This is a genomic window from Variovorax endophyticus (assembly GCF_025376855.1).
In the GTDB taxonomy this organism is placed as follows: domain Bacteria; phylum Pseudomonadota; class Gammaproteobacteria; order Burkholderiales; family Burkholderiaceae_C; genus Variovorax.
On sequence record NZ_JAHUTH010000007.1, the window covers coordinates 210,790 to 229,519 of the forward strand.

The 18,730-nt window shown below is 69.5% G+C and carries 18 protein-coding genes; 10 read left to right on the plus strand and 8 right to left on the minus strand.

The window, feature by feature from the left end:
- Nucleotides 1-59: 59 nt before the first annotated feature.
- From KV106_RS11670 to KV106_RS11700, 7 genes are all read right to left on the minus strand, one after another.
- The gene (locus tag KV106_RS11670) at nt 60-1,205 is read right to left on the minus strand and encodes an acyltransferase family protein (protein ID WP_261210458.1); all 1,146 of its coding nucleotides are present in this window, start codon (nt 1,203-1,205) and stop codon (nt 60-62) included.
- Nucleotides 1,202-2,011 (minus strand): class D beta-lactamase, encoded by an 810-nt coding sequence (gene blaOXA, locus KV106_RS11675; protein WP_261210459.1) that lies wholly within the window; start codon nt 2,009-2,011, stop codon nt 1,202-1,204. Before blaOXA ends, KV106_RS11670 begins: the two co-directional genes overlap by 4 nt.
- Nucleotides 2,012-2,122: 111 nt before the next feature.
- Entirely contained in the window at nt 2,123-2,494 is a 372-nt protein-coding gene (locus KV106_RS11680; RefSeq protein ID WP_261210460.1) for a VOC family protein, read from the minus strand.
- Nucleotides 2,495-2,528: 34 nt separating this feature from the next.
- Entirely contained in the window at nt 2,529-3,251 is a 723-nt protein-coding gene (locus KV106_RS11685) for a helix-turn-helix transcriptional regulator (RefSeq protein ID WP_261210461.1), read from the minus strand.
- A 7-nt stretch (nt 3,252-3,258) separates the two neighbouring features.
- The gene (locus KV106_RS11690; protein ID WP_261210462.1) at nt 3,259-4,884 is read right to left on the minus strand and encodes a phospholipase D family protein; all 1,626 of its coding nucleotides are present in this window, start codon (nt 4,882-4,884) and stop codon (nt 3,259-3,261) included.
- Between the two features lie 67 nt (nt 4,885-4,951).
- Nucleotides 4,952-5,938, minus strand: a complete 987-nt coding sequence (locus KV106_RS11695) for a Bug family tripartite tricarboxylate transporter substrate binding protein (RefSeq protein ID WP_057592431.1) — start codon at nt 5,936-5,938, stop codon at nt 4,952-4,954.
- An 8-nt stretch (nt 5,939-5,946) separates the two neighbouring features.
- A complete protein-coding gene (locus KV106_RS11700) occupies nt 5,947-7,062 on the minus strand; it encodes an adenosine deaminase family protein (protein ID WP_409976510.1) in 1,116 nt (371 codons plus the stop codon).
- Between the two features lie 76 nt (nt 7,063-7,138).
- On the opposite strand from KV106_RS11700, the gene KV106_RS11705 reads away from it, so the two are divergent.
- The 9 genes from KV106_RS11705 to KV106_RS11745 all read left to right on the plus strand — a co-directional run bounded on the left by KV106_RS11705 (nt 7,139) and on the right by KV106_RS11745 (nt 16,720).
- Entirely contained in the window at nt 7,139-8,152 is a 1,014-nt protein-coding gene (locus KV106_RS11705; protein ID WP_261210463.1) for a LysR family transcriptional regulator, read from the plus strand.
- An 80-nt stretch (nt 8,153-8,232) separates the two neighbouring features.
- Nucleotides 8,233-8,592: a hypothetical protein gene (locus KV106_RS11710; RefSeq protein ID WP_261210464.1), complete on the plus strand. Its 360-nt coding sequence runs from the start codon at nt 8,233-8,235 to the stop codon at nt 8,590-8,592.
- 134 nt (nt 8,593-8,726) lie between these two features.
- A complete protein-coding gene (locus tag KV106_RS11715; protein WP_082321981.1) occupies nt 8,727-9,371 on the plus strand; it encodes an aspartyl/asparaginyl beta-hydroxylase domain-containing protein in 645 nt (214 codons plus the stop codon).
- A gap of 3 nt (nt 9,372-9,374) precedes the next feature.
- Nucleotides 9,375-11,168 (plus strand): hypothetical protein, encoded by a 1,794-nt coding sequence (locus tag KV106_RS11720; protein ID WP_261210465.1) that lies wholly within the window; start codon nt 9,375-9,377, stop codon nt 11,166-11,168.
- Between the two features lie 14 nt (nt 11,169-11,182).
- On the plus strand, nt 11,183-12,289 hold the full coding sequence (locus KV106_RS11725) for a hypothetical protein (RefSeq protein ID WP_261210466.1): 1,107 nt from the start codon (nt 11,183-11,185) through the stop codon (nt 12,287-12,289).
- A gap of 9 nt (nt 12,290-12,298) precedes the next feature.
- The gene (locus KV106_RS11730) at nt 12,299-12,670 is read left to right on the plus strand and encodes an HAD family hydrolase (protein ID WP_261210467.1); all 372 of its coding nucleotides are present in this window, start codon (nt 12,299-12,301) and stop codon (nt 12,668-12,670) included.
- The gene (locus KV106_RS11735) at nt 12,667-14,223 is read left to right on the plus strand and encodes an aminoglycoside phosphotransferase family protein (protein WP_261210468.1); all 1,557 of its coding nucleotides are present in this window, start codon (nt 12,667-12,669) and stop codon (nt 14,221-14,223) included. The genes KV106_RS11730 and KV106_RS11735 overlap by 4 nt, the downstream gene beginning before the upstream one ends.
- Before the next feature lie 3 nt (nt 14,224-14,226).
- On the plus strand, nt 14,227-14,943 hold the full coding sequence (locus KV106_RS11740) for a glycosyltransferase family 2 protein (protein ID WP_057592439.1): 717 nt from the start codon (nt 14,227-14,229) through the stop codon (nt 14,941-14,943).
- A 70-nt stretch (nt 14,944-15,013) separates the two neighbouring features.
- Nucleotides 15,014-16,720, plus strand: coding sequence for a Mur ligase (locus KV106_RS11745; RefSeq protein ID WP_261210469.1), 1,707 nt, complete (start codon nt 15,014-15,016; stop codon nt 16,718-16,720).
- Between the two features lies 1 nt (nt 16,721).
- Here KV106_RS11745 and KV106_RS11750 read toward each other — a convergent pair whose 3' ends face one another.
- The gene (locus tag KV106_RS11750) at nt 16,722-17,942 is read right to left on the minus strand and encodes a polyhydroxyalkanoate depolymerase (protein ID WP_057592441.1); all 1,221 of its coding nucleotides are present in this window, start codon (nt 17,940-17,942) and stop codon (nt 16,722-16,724) included.
- A 131-nt stretch (nt 17,943-18,073) separates the two neighbouring features.
- Between KV106_RS11750 and KV106_RS11755 the strand changes: the two genes are divergently transcribed.
- Nucleotides 18,074-18,730, plus strand: coding sequence for a glutathione S-transferase (locus KV106_RS11755; protein WP_057592442.1), 657 nt, complete (start codon nt 18,074-18,076; stop codon nt 18,728-18,730).

Below are 18,730 nucleotides of genomic sequence, written 5' to 3' on the forward strand. Positions count from 1 at the left end.
CGGGAAGGGTGGTTCGGGGAATTTCCCTTAGCTGCGGCGCACCAAAAAAGCCGCGGGGTTCAGGCGCGTGAAGCCGACAAGCGGCCTCGCAGCCAGCGGTTCAGCGGCTCGCTGCAGCAGCGCGCGATGGCGTCGCACAGCGCCATCGACAGCAGGAGGTAGCCGCCGAGCAGCCACATCCTGCCGCCGCCGCTCGCGTGCGCGGGCGGGAACAGGGTCCGCAGCAGGCCGAGCACGATCAGGTGGAACAGGTAGAGCTCGTAGCTGCGGCGGCCGAACCATCCGAAGGCGGTGGAGAGCCAGCGACCTCGCGTGGGCGCCGTGCCGTCCGCGGATCGATCGCTCATCGTCGCCAGCAGCACCGCTGTGCCCAGCGCCATCGCCGTGACGCCGAGCACGTGGCTCTGCGAGATCGGCCATCGCAGGTAGAGAAACGCCATGGCGATCGCCACGGTCCACGACAGCAGCGTCTTGAGTCGCGCGGAGAGAACGACCGAGTCCGCGAGCAGCGCCGTGCAGCAACCGATCGCGATGCCGTCGAAGGCCGCGAAGTAGGCATAGAGGTAGCCGCCTTCGTCGCCCTGGCGATGGAAGCGGTAGACCGGTGCCAGCACCGCGATCGCGAGCCAGAAGACGATCAGCCGGCGCTCCCGGCGCAGCAGCACGCAGAGGATCGGGAAGAAGAGATAGAAAACCTCCTCGACCGACAGCGACCACAGCACGCCGAGCGCGTAGTTGGTCCAGCCGTACTTGTCGACCACCACGTTCATCCAGAAGGTCAGCGAGGCGAGGTAGACCAGCCACAACGGCAACGGCGTTGCGCCCGTCGGTGCTCGGTTCTGGAAGATGGCCACGCCGCCCCAGGCCAGCAGGTCGACCGCGACCAGCAGGAGCAGCAGGCACGGCACGATGCGCGCCACGCGCAGGCCGTAGAAGGCGCGCGCCTTCACGTCCTGCAGCGCGCCCCAGCGGCGCCGCGCGTTCGAGGTGATCAGGAAGCCCGAGATCACGAAGAACATCGTGACGCCGTAGTTGCCGTTGCGCGCCACCGCGCGCACCGCTTCCCAGCCGAGGAGCTGCGACAGCACGATGCCGTCGAGCCGGTAGGCGATGTTGAAGTGGTGGAACAGCACCAGCAGGATCGCGATGCCGCGCAGCAGATCGATGCGCGTGCTGCGCGGCCCGAGGCTCGGTGCCGTCGTCATCTCGCGCCGGAACCGATCAGCGCGGGCAGCGCCGGCAGCAGCGCGTCGCGCGTGCGGACGCCCGGTGTCGTCGCCTGCTTCCGGTCGTCCTGCGTCAGCCGCGCGAACACCACGGTGCGCTCGCCGCGCGTGGCCCAGCCGACATACCAGCCGTAGCCGTGGGCTTCATCGAGCGAGCCGTCGGCCTTCTTCGGGTAGGCCGCGCCAGTCTTGCCTTGCACCGTCCAGCCTTCGGGCAGCTCGGTCGTCTCCATCGAGCGCCGCGTCATCTCGGTCGCGTGCGGCGAAACCGGCAGCCGGTTCGACAGCAGCTTGCGCAGGAACTCGACCTGCTCGAGCGGCGAGATGCGCAGCGAGGACGCGACCCATGAACGCTCGAGCCCGTTGTGCTTGCCCGGGTCGCCCGACACGTCGGCATTGCCATAGCCGAAGTCCTTCGCGTAGCGCGCGAAGCGTTCGGCACCCAGCGATTCGGTCACCCGCTGCGAGAACCAGAACACCGAGAGCTTGAGCCAGCGCTGTGGGTCGGTCGGCTGCTTCCAGCCTTCGACCCAGGCCGGATAGCCTTCCTTGAAGGGCAGCACGGGGTCGTGCTCGTTCTTGAGAAAGCCCGCGTCGAAGCCCATCAGCGCGATCGCGATCTTGAAGGTGGAGGCGGGGGTGACGCGTTCGTCGCAGCGGCCTTGCTTCACGATGAACTGGCCGGTGGTCGCGTCGGCGATGGCGGTGCAGAGGGTGCGGGCGTGGGTGGTGGCTGCGAGGGTGGCGAGCAGGGCTGCGGACAGGAGGCGAAGCGGACTTTTCATGGGAGGGACGAGGATTGGGCCGTCATCGTAGAAAAGGCCGGGCTTCGTGTCCTCCGACTGGCAAGCGAAGGACGTCTCGGCCGTAACGCGTGTAACGCCGAAGGGCCCTCGCTAGCCCGCCGGCCTCGAAAACACGTTCACCAGACTCCCATCCGGATCGCGAAGCAACAGCGACCGGTTGCCCCACGGCATCGTGGTCGGTCGCATCACGACCTCGGCCGCTTCTTCCATGCGCGCTAGCGTCCCTTCGACATCGGCGACCTCGAACTCGAGGATCGCCGAGCGATTCGACGCGGCCGTCGCTGCCCCGGCATTGAAGCGCTGCACGAGCTGCTCTTCGGAGATGGCGAGCGTCGCACCTTCCAGCCGGATCTCCGCGAAGCCATCGGCCAGCCGGGTGGCCTCGGTGCCCGAGAGGCGCGCATAGAACGCAACGAGGGCTTCGAATTGTTGGGTGACTAGACGCACGGATGCAAACTTCACGCCGATCTCCTGATGAATGAACGATGGCGCGAGCTTAGGAAGAGGGCATGTCAGATTCCGGCAGTATCGTGCGGCCGCTCTCGCGCACGCGTTGCTGCCAGGCCTTGAGCAGCGCCTGGCGGCGCTGGGGATAGCGTGCATCGAGCATCTCGGCGGCGACGATGCGGTCGGCGCGGAAGTTGCGGAAGTCGTTGCGCAGTTCGCACCAGGCGCTGAGCACGCGCGACTGCTCGAAGTACACGAGCGCAAAGGGCCAGATGACGCGTTGCGACGCGGTCCCGCCGGGATCGTCGTAGCCGATCCGCAGCTTGTGCTCGGCACGGATCGCGGCGCGCAGCAGGTCGGGTTCGACCGCGGCCGGCACGCGCTTCGCCCCCACGGCCACGAGCAGCGCGGAGGCTTCGAGCTCGCGCTTCAATTCGGGCGGCAGCACGGCGGCGATCTTCGCCAGCGCATCGTGCGCGCCGCCCGACAGCGCCCTGTCGCCGCGGTCGGCCACCCAGCGCAGGCCCAGCGCGAGCGCCTCGATCTCCTCGGGGCCGAACATCAGCGGCGGCAGCACGTAGCCGGGCTTGAGCACATAGCCCAGGCCGGGCGAGCCTTCGATCGACGCGCCCTGGGACTGCAGGCTCGCGATGTCGCGGTAGAGGGTGCGCAGGCTGATGTCGAGCTGGGCCGCCAGGGCCTGGCCGCTGACGGGCCGGCGATGGCGGCGCAAGGTCTGGACCAGGGCGAGCAGGCGTTCGGAGCGGGACATGCGGCTTCTACAACTGGCTCTGCGGAATCAACGGCCCCAGCAGCCGCAGCTTGAAGCGCTGCCATGCCGTCGTCTCGGGCGGTACGTCGAACACGCGCGTGTCGTCGTCCTGGTCCACCCACTCGACGTTGCGGCCCTTCGCATCGAGCCGCAGCCGGTAGAAGCTGCGCGTGTCGGCAAAGCTCTCGAGCTGGCGCGCCATGTCGGGGCTGTCGATGATGAGGCCGAGCTCGGTGTTGAGCCGCGCCGAGCGCGGGTCGAGGTTCATCGAGCCGAGGAAGACCTGGCGATGGTCGACGATGCCGTTCTTCATGTGCAGCGCGCCGGTGCCATGGCCGAACAGCCCGAGCTTGCCGCGGTGCACGCTCAGCGAGGGGCTCAGCTCGTAGATCTCGACGCCGGCCTCGAGCAGCCGGTGGATGTGCGGCCAGTAGCCGACGTAGACCCAGGGCTCGTCGGTGGAGGCCAGCGAATTGGTGACGAGTTCGACCTCCAGGCCCGCGGCCCGCGCCTCGGCGAGGCTGGCGACGGCCGCGTCCGAGGGCACGAAATAGGGCGAGACCATCTTGATGGTCCGCTGCGCGGTACGGAACCAGCGCACGACGGATTCGGTCACGGTGCCCTTGTTCGAGTTCTCGCGCTCGTTCCAGCCCTGGGTCTTGGTCAGCGGGTCGAACAGCACGCGCGCGTCGGCCGCGAGCAGCGGGCTCAGCCTGCGCTCGGCCAGCTCGAAGGGCAGGTTCATCATCGGCACCATCTCGAGCGGAATGGCGCTGGGCTCGCCCTCGGTGGCGTTGGGAATGACGCCGTCGTCGGGGATGCGCGGCGCCTGCGGTGGCCTGGCCGTTGCGGTGCGTTCCTCGAAGCGCTGCCGCAGCTGCGCCGGCGTCAGGCTGCTGCGCGCGATGCGCTGCACGGGATAGACGGCCTCGCTGTTCCAGTAGTGGTCGAAGGCGTCGGAGAGTTCGCGCACCACCGGGCCCGCGGCGAACACGTCCATGTCGATGAAGTTGCTGGCGCTGGCGTTCATCACGTACTCGTCGGCCATGTTGCGCCCGCCGGCCACGGCGGCGGCGTTGTCGGCCACGAACAGCTTGTTGTGCATGCGCCGGTTGATGCGCTCGAAATCCATGGCCGACGCGGCGAAGCGCGTGAGGTCGCTGCCGCGGCCGGCCGGGAAGGGATTGAACAGGCGCACCTCCACGTTCGGATGGCTGGCCAGCCCGAGCAGCAGCTCGTCCTCGCCGGTGGTGTAGAGGTCGTCCACCAGCAGCCGCACGCGCACGCCGCGCGCGGCGGCATCGCGCAGCGCGCGCATCAGCGCGCGGCCGGTGTTGTCGCCGGCCAGCAGGTAGTACTGCACGTCGAGGCTGCGGGTGGCGAGCTTCGCGAGCTCGATGCGGCTGGCGAAGGAGGTCGGGCCGTAGGGCAGCAGGCGAAAGCCCGATGCGTTGCCCGGTGCCAGTGCCTGCTGCGCGATGGCGTTCAGCGGCGTGGCGGCGTAGTCGGCGATCGCGGCGACGGGCGCCTGCGCCACGGGCGGCGGCAGGCTGGCGCAGGCGCCGAGCAGGGCGGGCAGCAGCAGGGTCGCGAGCAGCAGGCGAAGGCGCGGGAGCGGGGACGCGGTCGGCATGGGGTCGATCTCCGAAGGCCGGTGACGGTGCGGCGATCGATCATGCGCCATGGCGGCCGCGCCGCGCTCATTCCTTGATGTTGGCCGTCTGCACGATCTTCTGGTTGCGCGCGTACTCGGCCTGCACGAAGCGGCCGAAGGCTTCGGGCGTGCCGCTGCCCGGCAAGGCGCCCTGCTCGGCGAGCTTGCTGCGTACGCCTTCCTCCCGCAGCACGGCCTCGAGTTCCTGGTTGATGCGCGCGACGACGGCGGGTGGCGTCTTCGCGGGCGCGAAGATGCCGGTCCAGCTCACCATGTCGAAGCCCTTGAGGCCGGGCATCTCGTCGAAGGTGGGCACGCCAGGCAGCGAGGGCAGCCGCTTGGTGCCGGTGATGCCCAGCGCCTGCAGCCGCTTGCCGTTGACGTGCGGGATGGCGCTGGTGCTCACGAGCATCGCGAGGTCGACCTGGTCGCCGATCACGTCGGTGGCGATCTGCGCGCCGCCGCGGTAGGGCACGTGGGTCACGAAGATGCCGCTGCGCTGCTTGAGCAGTTCCATCGCGAGCTGCAGCACGGTGCCCACGCCCGAGGTGGCGTAGTTGTACTTGCCGGGCGCGGCCTTGGCGAGCTGCACGAAGTCGGCGTAGCTCTTCGCGGGCAGGCCGGGGCGCGCCACCAGCACCATCGGCGCGGTGTTGAGCAGGCCGACCGGCGCCAGGTCCTTGAGCGGATCGAAGCGGAAGGCCGAGGGATTGACCAGCCGGCCGATGGCGATCGCGCTGTCGGGACCGACCACCAGCGTGTAGCCGTCGGGCGCGGCGGCCACGGCCTTGGCCACGCCGATGGCGCCGCCGGCACCGGCCACGTTGTCGATCACCACCGACTGCTTGAGGCGCTCGGCCAGGCGCGTGGCGACGAGGCGCGCATTGACGTCGACGCTGCCGCCCGCGGTGTAGGGAACGATCAGCGTGATCGGCTTGGCCGAGGGCCAGGCGGGCTGGGCCGGGGCGAGGTTGGGAAGCAGGGCGGCGCAGAGCGTCGCAACCGCGAGCAGGGGAGGGCGCAGGGCTTTCATGGCGGGCTTCAGGCGTGGGATTGGGAAGAAGTGGGCGCATCGCCGAGGCGGCTGCGCAGGTGGTCGAAGGCGTCGCTCCATTGCGCGCGCCAGTCGCGGCGCTGCGTCTCGTCGATCCAGGCGCCGTCGAGGCCGTTGAGCATGAAGCCGCGCAGGTCGTCGAGGCCGAAACCGAAGTCGCGCACCATCATCAGCCAGGCCTGCGTGGGCGTGACCTTGTGCAGGGTCGGGTCGTCGGTGTTGGGATGGATGCGCAGGCCCAGGCCCGGCATGCGGCGGATCGGATGGTCGAGCGCCCAGCGCTCGGGCGGCAGGGTGCGCAGGTAGTAGGAGTTGGTCGGCACCACGGTGAACAGCACGCCGCGCTCGGCGCATTCGCGCGCGAACTCCGGTGCGTCGACCACGGTGTAGCCATGGTCGATGCGGTCCACGCGCAGCACGTCGAGCGCGGTGCGCACGTTGGTCCAGGGCATGCCGAACTCGCCGGCATGCGCGGTGGTGCGCAGGCCGACCTGCCGGGCGCGCGCATAGGCCTCGGTGAAGAGCTCGGGCGGGCGGTCGACCTCGCGGTAGTCGATGCCGATGCCGATCGCCTCGTCGCAGCGGTTCGCGGCCATCCATTCGACCATCTCGAGCGCGGCCGCGGGCGAGGCCTCGCGGTCGATGGCGCCGATCAGCCGGCCGTCGATGCCGAACTGCTGCTTCGCATCGCGGATCGCGCGCACGATCGCGCCCTGCGCGAGCGCATAGGGGATGCCCGATACCTGCACCGTGCCGGTCGGGTTCCACGAGAACTCCGCATGGCGCACGTTGTGCTGCGCGGCGTCCTGCAGGTATTCGAGCGTGAGCTGGTGCAGGTCGTCGGGGCCGCGCACCAGCTCGGCGTCGAGCGCGCGCAGCACGCGCAGCACGCCCACGGGTTTCTCGCCGCGCGTGTAGAAGCCCTCGATCTCGTCGGCCGCCAGCGGCGAGCCGGCGCGCAGGTTGAGCTGCTTGAAGGTCTCGTGGCGCACGGTGCCGAACAGGTGGCAGTGCAGCTCGACCTTGGGAATGGCGCGCAGCATGGCTTCGAGGTCGAAGCCGTGGGCGGCGGAAGACGGGCTGGCGGAGGGGCTGGCGGTCATGCGGGCCAGTCTAGTGAGGGCGAGGTGATAAGGAAAATTTTGAATTTCTATAATTTGATTCGTCCGATCTATAAGCATGGCCACCTCTTCGCGCGCTCCCAAGTCCCCGGCCGCACCCGAGCCGGCCGCGTCCTCGCTGCCGCTGCGCGCGCTCACGCTGCGCCAGCTGCAGTGCTTCTCGGTGCTGGTCGAGGAGGCGCACTTCGGCCGCGCGGCGCGGCGCCTCGCCATCACCCAGCCCGCGCTCAGCAATGCGATCAAGCAGGTCGAGAAGCTGCTGGGCGCGCAGCTGCTCACGCGCTCCACGCACCGCGTCGAGCTCACGCCGCTGGGCGCCGAGGTGCTGGCGCGCACCGACTTCCTGGTCCGCACGGTCGAGGTGGCGCTGCGCGACATCGAGAGCACGGTGCGGCGCGGCCGGGCCTTCGTGCGCATCGGCGTGATCCCCTCGGCCGCCGCGCGCGTGGCGGCAGCCGCCGCCGAGTTCGCGGCCATGCCGGGCCGTGGCGAGGTCGAGCTCGCATGGCGCGACGCACCCTCGACCACGCTGCTGGCGGAGTTGCGCAGCGGCCAGCTCGACATGGCGGTGGCCGCCATCACCGAGCCGCCGGGCGGGCTCGAATGCGTGGACCTGTTCCGCGACCCGCTGGTGCTGGTGGTGCGGCGCGACCATGCGCTGGCCGCGGCCGGCGAGACGGAGTGGGAACGCATCGGCCGCGAGCGGCTGGTGCTGTTCGAGAGCGGCAGCATGCCGGCCCTCGGCAATCCCGCGCGCGCGCAGTTCGCGCAGGGGCTCGAGCCCTTGCGCGTGAGCTACTCCGAAACTCTCTATGCGCTGGTGCGCGGCGGCCAGGCGCTGGGGCTGATGCCGCGGCTGTACACGGCCTCGCTGCGCGATCCCGAACTGGTCGTGCTGGCGCTGTCGAAGCCGCGCATCGAACGCCGCGTGGTGCTGGCCTATCTGCCGGGGCCGATGCGCAACGTGGCGGCACAGGCGCTGATCGATTTTCTGCGCGAACGCCTGCCGCAGGCCGGCGAGTTGCCGGTGCGACGCGTCGCGAAAGGCGCGAGAAGCTACCGAAAACCGTAGTTCTCACTGCGCCAAACACCGTTGTAAAGGTGAACGAATTGTTTCCGAGGTGGAGTATCTGCCGCTAAGATTTGGCGGTCATGTCCCGCTCGCTCGTTGCGTTCGTCCTCGCGGTCCTTCTGTGCTGTCAGGCCGTGGTGGTGTTCGCGCAAATCCTCGTCGAGGCGGGCATGCACCGCGACCTCGTCGCGCAGACCCTGTGGTCCGATGCTTCGGCCTCCTCCGATGACTATCCGCGCGGTGCGGGCACGTCGGTGTCCGCCTCGGCGTCCGCCGACGATGCGGACCTCGGGCACGGTATCGAGGTCCTGTTCGAGGGCTACGCGATCGACCTGATCACGCTGAGCAGCGTGCTGCCGCTGTCCTTCGCCTTCTTCTCCTCCTCGACCTTCCTCGCGCCGCCGAAGCGGCCGCCGCGCCTTTCCTCCTCCCTCGCCTAGGTCCGGCCTCGTGCCCGGGCCGCGCTGCGCTTTGCCGTGCAGCGCCTGCGCAGCCATTGCGCATCGCCCGCCGCGCGCGGGCCGGCGCCATCGTCCGCGATGGCCATTCATCCAGGGAACCGAGGAGAGAGACCGTGAAGCAATCCAAGGACGTCATGTTCGCCCGGCTGGCGAACTTCAAGATCGACATCGACGCGCTGCGCGCGCATTTCCTCCACCACGTGAAGACGCTGCCGTCGACGCCCTACCGCGACAACCGCGTCGACTACATCGGCTGGGCCGTGACCAGCCGCGACGGCACGCTGATCGACGGCATCCGCCGCATCAACCCCAATGCCGCCATGCCCAGCCGCGGCACGCAGCCCACCGACGCCTGCTCGGGCAGCCTCGCCGAGGTGATGGACGCGCTGTCCGCGCGCGGCCTCAAGCCCTTTCGCGCGCGAATCATGCAACTCGAGAGCGAAGGCGACGAGATGCCGCTGCACACCGATGCCGTGCGCGAGGCCTGGCGCCTGCACGTGCCGATCATCACCAACCCCAACTGCTTCTTCGAATGGCAGCGCGCCGACGGCAGCATCGAGAGCGTGCACCTGCCCGCCGACGGCTCGGCCTGGCTGGTGCGCGTGGACGTGAACCACCGCGCCGTGAACCGCAGCAATCAGCCCTCGAGCCGCGCCCACCTGCTGATGAGCCTGGAGACGCCGCCGCCGATCGGCATGCTGACCACGCCCTGGCTGCCGGTGGTGCGCGAGGCCGAAACCGCGGCGCTGGCGGCCTGAGCGATGTGGCGGGAAGACGCTCCGCTCGAAGCGATCGCTTCCGAGGCCTGGACCTCGGTCGCCGACATGGAGGCCGCGCTGGCGGCCTTCACGCGCGCGGACCAGCATGAGCTGAGCCTCTACCGGCTGCGCCGCGCCCTCGGCGAGGGCCATGCCTTCGAGAAGGAGATCGTGCTGCGCTACCACGAGGCGCTGGTGCTGTCGGGCAACGTCGCGGCGGCGCTCGAGCTGCGCGGCGGCGAGATCTGGGCGCGCCACTTTCCCGCCAAGGGCGAGATGGATGCGGGCGCGGTGCAGATGATCGCGGGCCAGATCGATGGCCATGCGGCCCGGCTGGCCCGGACCCTCGAGGCCTTTCCCTTCGCCTTCGCGAGCTTCCTCGCGGGCCTCAAGCGCCACCAGGGCGCGAGCTACCGCAGCCTGGCCGGCGTGGCGCGGCCGCTGTTCGAGCACCGGGAATTCGCCGAGCCGCGCGACCGCACCGCGCTGATGCTCGCGGTCGAGGGCTTCCGCGGCTATGGCGACGACCTGCGGCGCGAGATGCTGGTCGAACTGTTCCAGAGCTGCGACCACGAGACGCTGTGCCGCTTCTTCCAGAGCGTGCTGCCCGCGAACGGCGCGCTGCTGCGTGCCTTCGCGAACGACCTGCTGGAGGACCCGCAAGGCCTGCGCTGCCTGAGCGACGCGGCGATCTGCCGGCTGCTGATCCTCGGCTATGGCCTGTTCGACGAGGCGCTGTACGAGCGCATCCTCGCGCAGGTGCGCCACCTGCCGCCGGCCGAGGGCGGCAAGCAGGCGAGGCAGGCGCGTGCCAGCGCGAGGATCGCGCGCGCCTTCGAGTCGGGCGCGGCACGCTCCGATGCAACCGCGCCGGCCACCGGCGCGCCGCTGCGCATCGCCGTGTGCGTATCGGGCCAGATGCGCGGCTACGCGGCCGCCTTCCAGACCTGGAAGCACCTGGGCCTGGACGGCCACCAGGTGAAGTACTTCGTCCATACCTGGGAGGACACGGGCTGGCGCTTTCCCGATCCGATGTCGGGCAACGGCGTGGACCGGATCTTCAAGTTCGCGCCCTTCGCCGAGGCCTACCGGCAGGCCGGCTTCCGCTACGGGCTGGCCGCGATGAAGAAGGCCTATCCGAACTTCTTCGCCAGGCTCGAGGTGTCGTCGACGCTCGGCGAAGCGGACCTGCGCGCGGTGTACGGCGCCGACGCGGTGGTGGCGATCGAGAGCCACCGGCGGCCCGAGTTCGAGAACGATGCGAACAACCAGCTCAAGATGTTCTACAAGATCCAGGAGGCGCACCGCCTGATGTTGCAGGACGGTGGCGACTACGACCTGGTCATCCGCATCCGGCCCGACCGCGCCTTCCGCGCCGGCACGGCCGCGCCCGACTGGGCCGGCATGGCCGAGGCCTGCCGCCGTCAGCGCGTGCTGTTCTTCAACCACCTCGCGGTGACCAAGACGCTCTATGCCGGCGACCAGTTCGCGGTCGGATCGCCCGAAGCCATGGGCTGCTATGCCAACACGCTGGGGCTGCAGACCCAGGCCATCCGCGAGAACTGGTTCGGCTTTCCGAAGCGGCTGCGTTCGCACTGTTCGCTCGCGCATGCGCTGCTGTTCCAGGGGGTGCGGCGGCGGCCGCTCGAGCACATCCATGCCGTCGAGGCCGTGCCCGCCGCCGCCTATGGCCGCGGCGAGCTGCGCGCGATGCTGTCGGCCGACCTGCCCGCGGGCCCGGCCAGCGAGATGGACCGCCTGCTGTGGAACGCCCTGGCCGGCGCGGCGCCGCGGTGACACGGGTGCGTCGCATGCAGGCCCTGCTGGCCCTGTCGGTGCTGTGGGGCCTGTTCCTTGGCTTGCTGCCGGGCGCTGCGCGCGCGCAGGACCAGGCCGACCGCGAACCGGGCCTGCAGCAGGGGCCCGAAGGCGCGGGCTGCCGCATCTCGAAGAATGCGCACCGGCTGGCGCTGACGCAGCGCCACGAGTTCAACGGCATCCGCGTCTTCTATGCGCTCGACGGGCCGCATGCGCTCTACACCGGCGTCGATCTCAACGGCAACGGCGTGCCCGACATGGTCGAGGACGCCGCGTTGCACCTGGACACCGTGCGTCGCATCTACCTGGCCAACGGCTTTCGCGATCCGCTGCGCAGCCCGCGCTTCCGGCAGGCCGAGACCATCGACATCGACCTGCTGAACTTCGATGCCTACAGCCCCGGCGTCGCGGACAAGCGCGGGCTTTCGTTCTCGGCCGTGATCCGCTACCCCGACAGCCGCGCGCGCGCCGACCGCTGCACGCTCTCGATTGCCATCAATGCCGCGCTCGCGGGCAACCACGAGCGGGTGAAGGACTACCTGATCCCGCACGAGCTGTTCCACCTGTTCCAGTACGGCCATGCGATGTTCCGCGCCAGCTGGTACCTCGAGGGCATGGCGAAGTGGGCCGAGTGGGTGACGCTGGCCGAGAACCGGCGCAACCCCACCTTGTGGAGCACGCCGCTGCCGGCCACGCCGGCCGAACTGCGCGCGCGCGTGTTCGCCAATCCCAATCCCTACGACGTGCGGCATTTCTGGAACCGGCTGGCCGAGCTGGCGAAGGCCGGCGAGCCGCCGATGGCGCTGCCCGACGAATTGCGCGCGCGCCGCTTCGCCGATGGAACGCCCGTGGTGCGCGACGAGATATGGCGCGGCCATGCGCTGATGCTGCGCATCCTGCAGGCACTCGGCGAGGAGACCGAGGCCGTGGCGCGCGAGCGCGGCCTGCCGCCCTACCAATGGCCCGATGCCGACCAGCGCGACCCGGCGCACAACCCGCGAATGATGCGCGTGGTGCAACGCGCGGTGGCCGCCGCCGGCGTGCGCAACAACGACGAACTCTCGCGCTTCCTGGCCATCGACCCGGCCGCCGCGAACTAGGAGCCCTGTTTGAAACGATTGATCTTCGACCTGGACCACACGCTGTGCGTGGCGGAACGCAAGGACTATCCCAACGCCCGCCCGCGCGAGGACATGATCGAGCGGCTGCGCAGCTACCGCGAGCAGGGCTTCTCGATCTCGATCTACACCAGCCGCAACGTCAACAGCTTCGGCGGCAACGTCGGCCGCATCAACGCCCACACGCTGCCGATCATCATCGACTGGCTGGCCCGCCACGACGTGCCCTACGACGAGATCCACGTCGGCAAGCCCTGGTGCGGCGAGGAGGGCTTCTACGTCGACGACCGCGCGATCCGTCCCTCGGAATTCCTCAAGTACAGCCGCGAGGAGATCGACCGGCTGCTGGAGCAAGAGAAGTGATCGTCGTCACCTCGGCGGCCTACGTCGACTCCGAGCTGCAGTCGGAGTTCGGCCGCCTGCCGCCGGCCTTCCTGCCGGTGGCCAACCACCGGCTGTTCGTGCACCAGGCCGCGCTGCTGGCAAGGCACTTCCCGGGCGAGCCCATTTACCTCTCGCTGCCCGAGAGCCATGCCGTCTCGCACCGCGACGCGCAGGCGCTGGAAGCGCACGCGATCCAGGTGCTGCGCGTGCCCGACGGGCTCACGCTGGCCGATTCGCTGCTGTTCTCGATCAACACCGTGGGCCGCTACGACGACGGCATGCGGCTGCTGCTGGGCGACACGCTGATCAACGACCTGCCGACGGGCTGGGACTGCCTGAGCGTGGCCGAGTCGGCCGACGACTACGACTGGCAGGTGGACCACGGCACGGAGACCGCGGTGCGCGTGTGGTGCGGCTACTTCGCGTTCCAGTCGGTCAGCCGGCTCGCCAAATGCCTGGTGGCCGCGCGCGGTTCGTTCGAGCGCGCGGTCTCGGCCTACGACGAGGCCTGCTACCTGCAGCGCGTGCAGACCGCGCAGTGGTCGGACTTCGGCCACGTCAACACCTTCTACCGCTCGCGCGCGCGCATCACCACGCAGCGCGCCTTCAACGACCTCGCCATCGGCGACCGGCGCGTGCGCAAGACCGGCAGCCAGCCGCGCAAGCTCGAGGCCGAGGCACGCTGGTTCGACGCGCTGCCGCCGCGGCTGCGCGTGTATGCGCCGCAGCTGCTTGACCGCGGCGCGGTCGAGGAGGGCTACGGCTACGAGCTCGAGTACCTGTGCATGGCGCCGCTCAACGAGCTTTACGTGCACGGCCGCAACTCCACCGCCTTCTGGTCGCGCGTGTTCAGGCACCTGGCCGACTGGCTCTCGGCCTGCCAGACGGCGGTGCCGCTCGGCGAGCGCGAGCACCAGGCGGTGGCGCAGGACAGCCGCGGCATGCTGGGCGACAAGACGCGCGCGCGGCTCGATGCCTACGCCACGGCGAGCGGGACGAGCCTGTCTTCGCCCACGCGGCTCAACGGGCGCGCGCTGCCCTCGCTGGCCGAGATCCTCGAGCGCTGCCTCGAGGCCGCGGCGCGCGTGCCGCTGGTGCCGGGCGTGATGCACGGCGACCTGTGCTTCAGCAACATCCTGTTCGACACCCGCTCGGACTGCATCAAGCTGATCGATCCGCGCGGCCTCAATTTCCGCGACGAACCGCGGCTCGTCGGCGACCTGCGCTACGACCTCGCGAAGCTCGCGCATTCGGTGCTGGGGCTGTACGACTACATCGTGGCCGATGCCTTCGAGATCGACGACGGGACGGGGCTGGATTTCCGCCTGCGCATCCATGCCGACGAGGACGTGGCCGCGATCCAGAAGCTGTTCGCGGCGCTGCCGCTGCTCAACGGCATGACCGCGCGCCACGTGGCGCCGATCACGGTGCTGTTGTTCCTGTCGATGCTGCCGCTGCACCAGGACGCGCCGCGTCGCCAGCGCGCGATGCTGGCCAATGCGTTGCGCCTTTACGAACAGATGGAGCACTGAGGGATGTTCGTGATTCCGATGATGGGCCAGAGCCGCCGTTTCACCGAGGCCGGCTACACGTTGCCCAAGTACCGGCTGCCGCTGCACGGGCGCACGGTGTTCTTCCATGTGGTGAAGTCCTTCGAGCGCTACTTCCAGGACGACCTGTTCCTGTTCGTGGTGCGGCGCGACCACGACGTGGTCGAGTTCCTGGTGCGCGAACTCAAGGCGCTGGGCGTCAAGTCCTTCCACATCGTCGAGCTCGACGGCGACACGCTGGGGCAGGCCGACTCGGTGCACCGCGGGCTGCAGGCGCTGCGCAGCGAGGAAGCGGTCTACGTCTTCAACATCGACACCATCCGGCCCGGTTTCCGCAAGTCTGCGCTGGCCGATGGCGCCGCCGGCTACCTCGAGGTGTTCGAAGGCGAGGGCGAGCACTGGTCCTTCGTCGAACCCGGGCCCGATCGCTCGGTGCTGCGCACCACCGAGAAGGAACGGATCTCCAACCTGTGCAGCGACGGCCTCTACCACTTCGCCGACGCGAGCGTCTTCGACGAGGCCTTCGAGCACCAGCAACGCCACCAGCTGCTGACGCGCGGCGAGTACTACATCGCGCCTTGCTACAACGCGCTGATCGAGCGCGGCGCGCGCGTGGCCTACGAACTGATCGGCGCCGAGCAGATCGTCTTCTGCGGCACGCCGCGGGAGTACGAAGCGGCGGTGGCCCGGCCCTGGGAATGACATTCGGACGAGGGACAATGCGCGCAGCCATCGCATCGCCAGCCGATGGAAGCCATGTGAGGAATCTTCGATGAGTCTGGGTGAACTGCTCGCGTGCGCGAAGCCCGCGGTGGCCGCGACGTGGGCCGAGTGCATGGAGGCGTCGGCGCCCGAGGGCGCGGGCGTGCTGTTCCTGTCGGCCTGCAACGGCAAGGAGCGCGCCCACGTAGTGACGGTGCGCGGCAGGAACTTCGAGGAGGTGTGGCGCCGCGGCGCGCAACTGCTGCAGACCTGGCTGCGCAAGCAGAGCACGGCGCCGATCTGGCTGCGCGCGGACGTGGTCCACACGGTGCAGGCGATGCACTGGAAGGGACTGCAGCAGGCGCTCTCGACCACCAAGCGCAACTACTTCCGCAGCGGCATCGCCTTCGACGCCGACCTGTCGGTGGCCATGCTCGAGCAGGACATCGGTGCCCACGCCGTGCTCTACGACGGCAAGTTCGACGAGGCCACGCCCAACGCGGCGAACCTCCGGCTGTTCGGCCAGCACCGCTACGGCCGCGAGCTGAGCTGGCCCACCGATCCGCAGCAGCCGGTGTGGGTGTTCGACACGCGCGCCGTGTTCACCGACGGCAAGGAGGCGCACCGCATCGAGCACGAAGGCGTGGGCCGCGGCTATCGCCGGCTGCCGGCCTGGGACGCGCCGCGCGTGCGCCAGATCGTCGAGACCAGCACCGCCTACCTCGCGCGCCAGGTCAAGAGCGCGGGCGCCTACCACTACGGCTGGTTTCCCTGCTTCGACCGCGCCATTCCCACCTACAACGCGCTGCGCCACGCGAGCTCGACCTATGCGCTGATCGAGGGCTGGGAGCTGACGCGCAAGCCCGAGCACAAGGCGGCGATCGAGCGCGCGCTGGGCCACCTGACGGGCGAGCTGATCCGGCCCGCCACCCTGCCCGATGGGGCGCAGGCCGCGTTCCTGGTCGACATCGAGGACGAGATCAAGCTCGGCGGCAATGCCGTGTGCCTGCTCGCGATGGTCAAGTACACCGAGCTCACGGGCGAGCAGGCCTACCTGCCGCTGATGGAGCAGCTCGCGCTCGGCATCCTGCACATGCAGGACCCGGCCAGCGGCCGCTTCGTGCATGTGCTCCACCATCCCGACCTGCGTGTGAAGGAAGAGAACCGCATCATCTACTACGACGGCGAGGCCGCCTTCGGACTGATGCGGCTGTACGGCCTGACGCGCGACGAGCGCTGGCTGCGCGCGGTGGAAAAGGCTTTCGCGCACTTCATCGAGGCGCGCCACTGGGAGGCGCACGACCACTGGCTCAGCTACTGCGTCAACGAGCTCACGCTGTACCGGCCGGAAGAGCGCTACTTCCGCTTCGGCCTGGACAATGTGCGCGACCACCTCGAGTTCGTGCTCAATCGCATCACCACCTTCCCGACCCTGCTCGAGCTGATGATGGCGGCGCAGAAGATGGTGACGCGGCTGCAGGCCGACCCCGCGCATGCGCACCTGCTCGAGGGCTTCGACATCGAGAAGTTCTACCGCGCGCTCGAGCAGCGCGCGCGCTACCTGCTCACGGGGCACTTCTGGCCCGAGCTCGCGATGTTTTTCCGCAATCCGCAGCGCATCGTGGGCAGCTTCTTCATCCGCCACCACAGCTTCCGCGTGCGCATCGACGACGTGGAGCACTACCTCTCGGGGTATGTGGCGTACTGGAAATATCTGGAGGCGGGAGGGCGGCCGGCCCAGCCGGCGGCGGTGGAGGCCGCGCTGCCCCAGCCGTAGTTCAGTGCAGCTCGGCGGCCGCGTGGATGGTCTCGCGCACGCGCGGATAGATCTGTGCGTTCCACTTGCTGCCGCTGAACACGCCGTAGTGCCCCACGCCGGCCTGCAGGTGATGGGCCTTGAGGTAGGGCCGCACGCCGGTGCAGAGGTCCTGCGCCGCCACGGTCTGGCCCACCGCGCAGATGTCGTCGCGCTCGCCCTCGACCGTGAGCAGCGCGGTGCGGCGGATCGCGGCCGGGTTCACGGTGCGGTCGCCCACGGTGAGCTGGCCGCGCGGCAGGTCGTAGGTCTGGAACACGCGCTCCACGGTCTCGAGGTAGAACTCCGCGGGCAGGTCGTTGACCGCCAGGTACTCGTCGTAGAAGTTGCCGATGGTGCGGGCCTTCTCGAGCTCGCCCTCGACCAGGTGGCGGTACATGTCCTCGAACTGCTTCTTGTGGCGCTCGGGGTTCATGCTCATGAAGGCCGCGAGCTGCAGGAAGCCCGGGTACACGCGCCGCATCGCGCCCGCATGCGGCCAGGGCACGTGGCTGATGAGGTTGCGGCGGAACCAGTCGATGGGCCGGTCGGTGGCGAGGCGGTTCACCGCGGTCGGGTTGATGCGGCAGTCGACCGGCCCGGCCATCAGCGTGAGGCTGCGCGGGGTGGCGGGGTTGTCGTCCTCGGCCATGAGCGCGGTGGCGGCCAGCGCGGCCACGCAGGGCTGGCACACCGCGACCATGTGGACGCCGGGGCCGACGGCCTCGAGGAAGGCCATGAGCTGCAGCGTGTAGTCGTCGAGGCCGAAGCGGCCCTGCCACAGCGGCACGTCGCGCGCGTTGTGCCAGTCGGTCAGGTAGACGTCGTGGTCGCGCAGCAGGGTGCGCACGGTTTCGCGCAACAAGGTGGCGAAATGGCCCGACAACGGTGCAACCAGCAGCACGGGCGGGTGCGTGGGATGGTCGCCGTCCTTCCTGAAATGCAGCAGGGTGCCGAAGGGCGCGCTCAGCGCCACCTCCTCGTGCACCGCGACCTCGTCGCCGTCGACCGGCACGCTGGCGATGCCGTAGGGCGGCCGGCTGTGGGTGAGCCGCATGCGCGAGAACACCTCGCACTGCGCCGCCAGCCGCCGCTGCATGGTGCGCTCGCTGCCGTCCTGCCAGAGCGCGCGCGCCATGTACTGGGAGGCGAGCCGCAGCGGGGAGAGCAGGTCGGCCTGGTTCTGGTAGACGCGGTAGAGCATGGTTGTGGTGCGTTGCAGTGCCAGAGGCAAGTTGCGGGCCAAGGCCGGGCGCACCGGGATGGAACGGGTGGCACAGGGCTTGCACGTCTGAGGCCACCGGCGGCGCTTGCCGGCACCAAGGAGCACACCCGATGGCCAAACCCGTTCTCACCATCAGCAGCAAGAACTACGGCGCCTGGTCGCTGCGCGGCTGGCTGATGTGCAGGCTGGCGGGCCTGGACTTCAGCGAGAAGATCATCCCGCCCGACGACCCGGCCATGAAGGCCGAGATGCTGCTGCTGTCGTCCTCGATGCTGGTGCCCTCGCTGCAGCATGGCTCGGTGAAGGTGTGGGACACGCTGGCGATCGGCGAGTACCTCAACGAGATCAAGCCCAAGGCCGGCCTGCTGCCCGCCGACGTGGCGGCCCGGGCCCACTGCCGCGCGATCTGCGGCGAGATGCATTCGGGCTTCGCGGCCATGCGCGGCGCGCTGCCGATGAACATCAAGGCCCGTTTCAAGAACTTCAAGGTGTGGTCGCGCGCGCAGGCCGACATCGACCGCATCGTGGCGATCTGGCGCGAATGCCTCAAGGCCTACGGCGGCCCCTACCTGTTCGGCGAGCAGCCGGGCATCGCCGACGCGATGTACGCGCCCGTGGTCACCCGCTTCCTGAGCTACGACGTGGCGCTCGACAGCGCCTGCACGGCCTACTGCAAGCGCGTGATGGAACTGCCCGCGATGAAGGAATGGGTGGCGGCGGCGAAGCAGGAGCCCGACGAGATCGACGAGCTCGACGCGGAGTTCTGA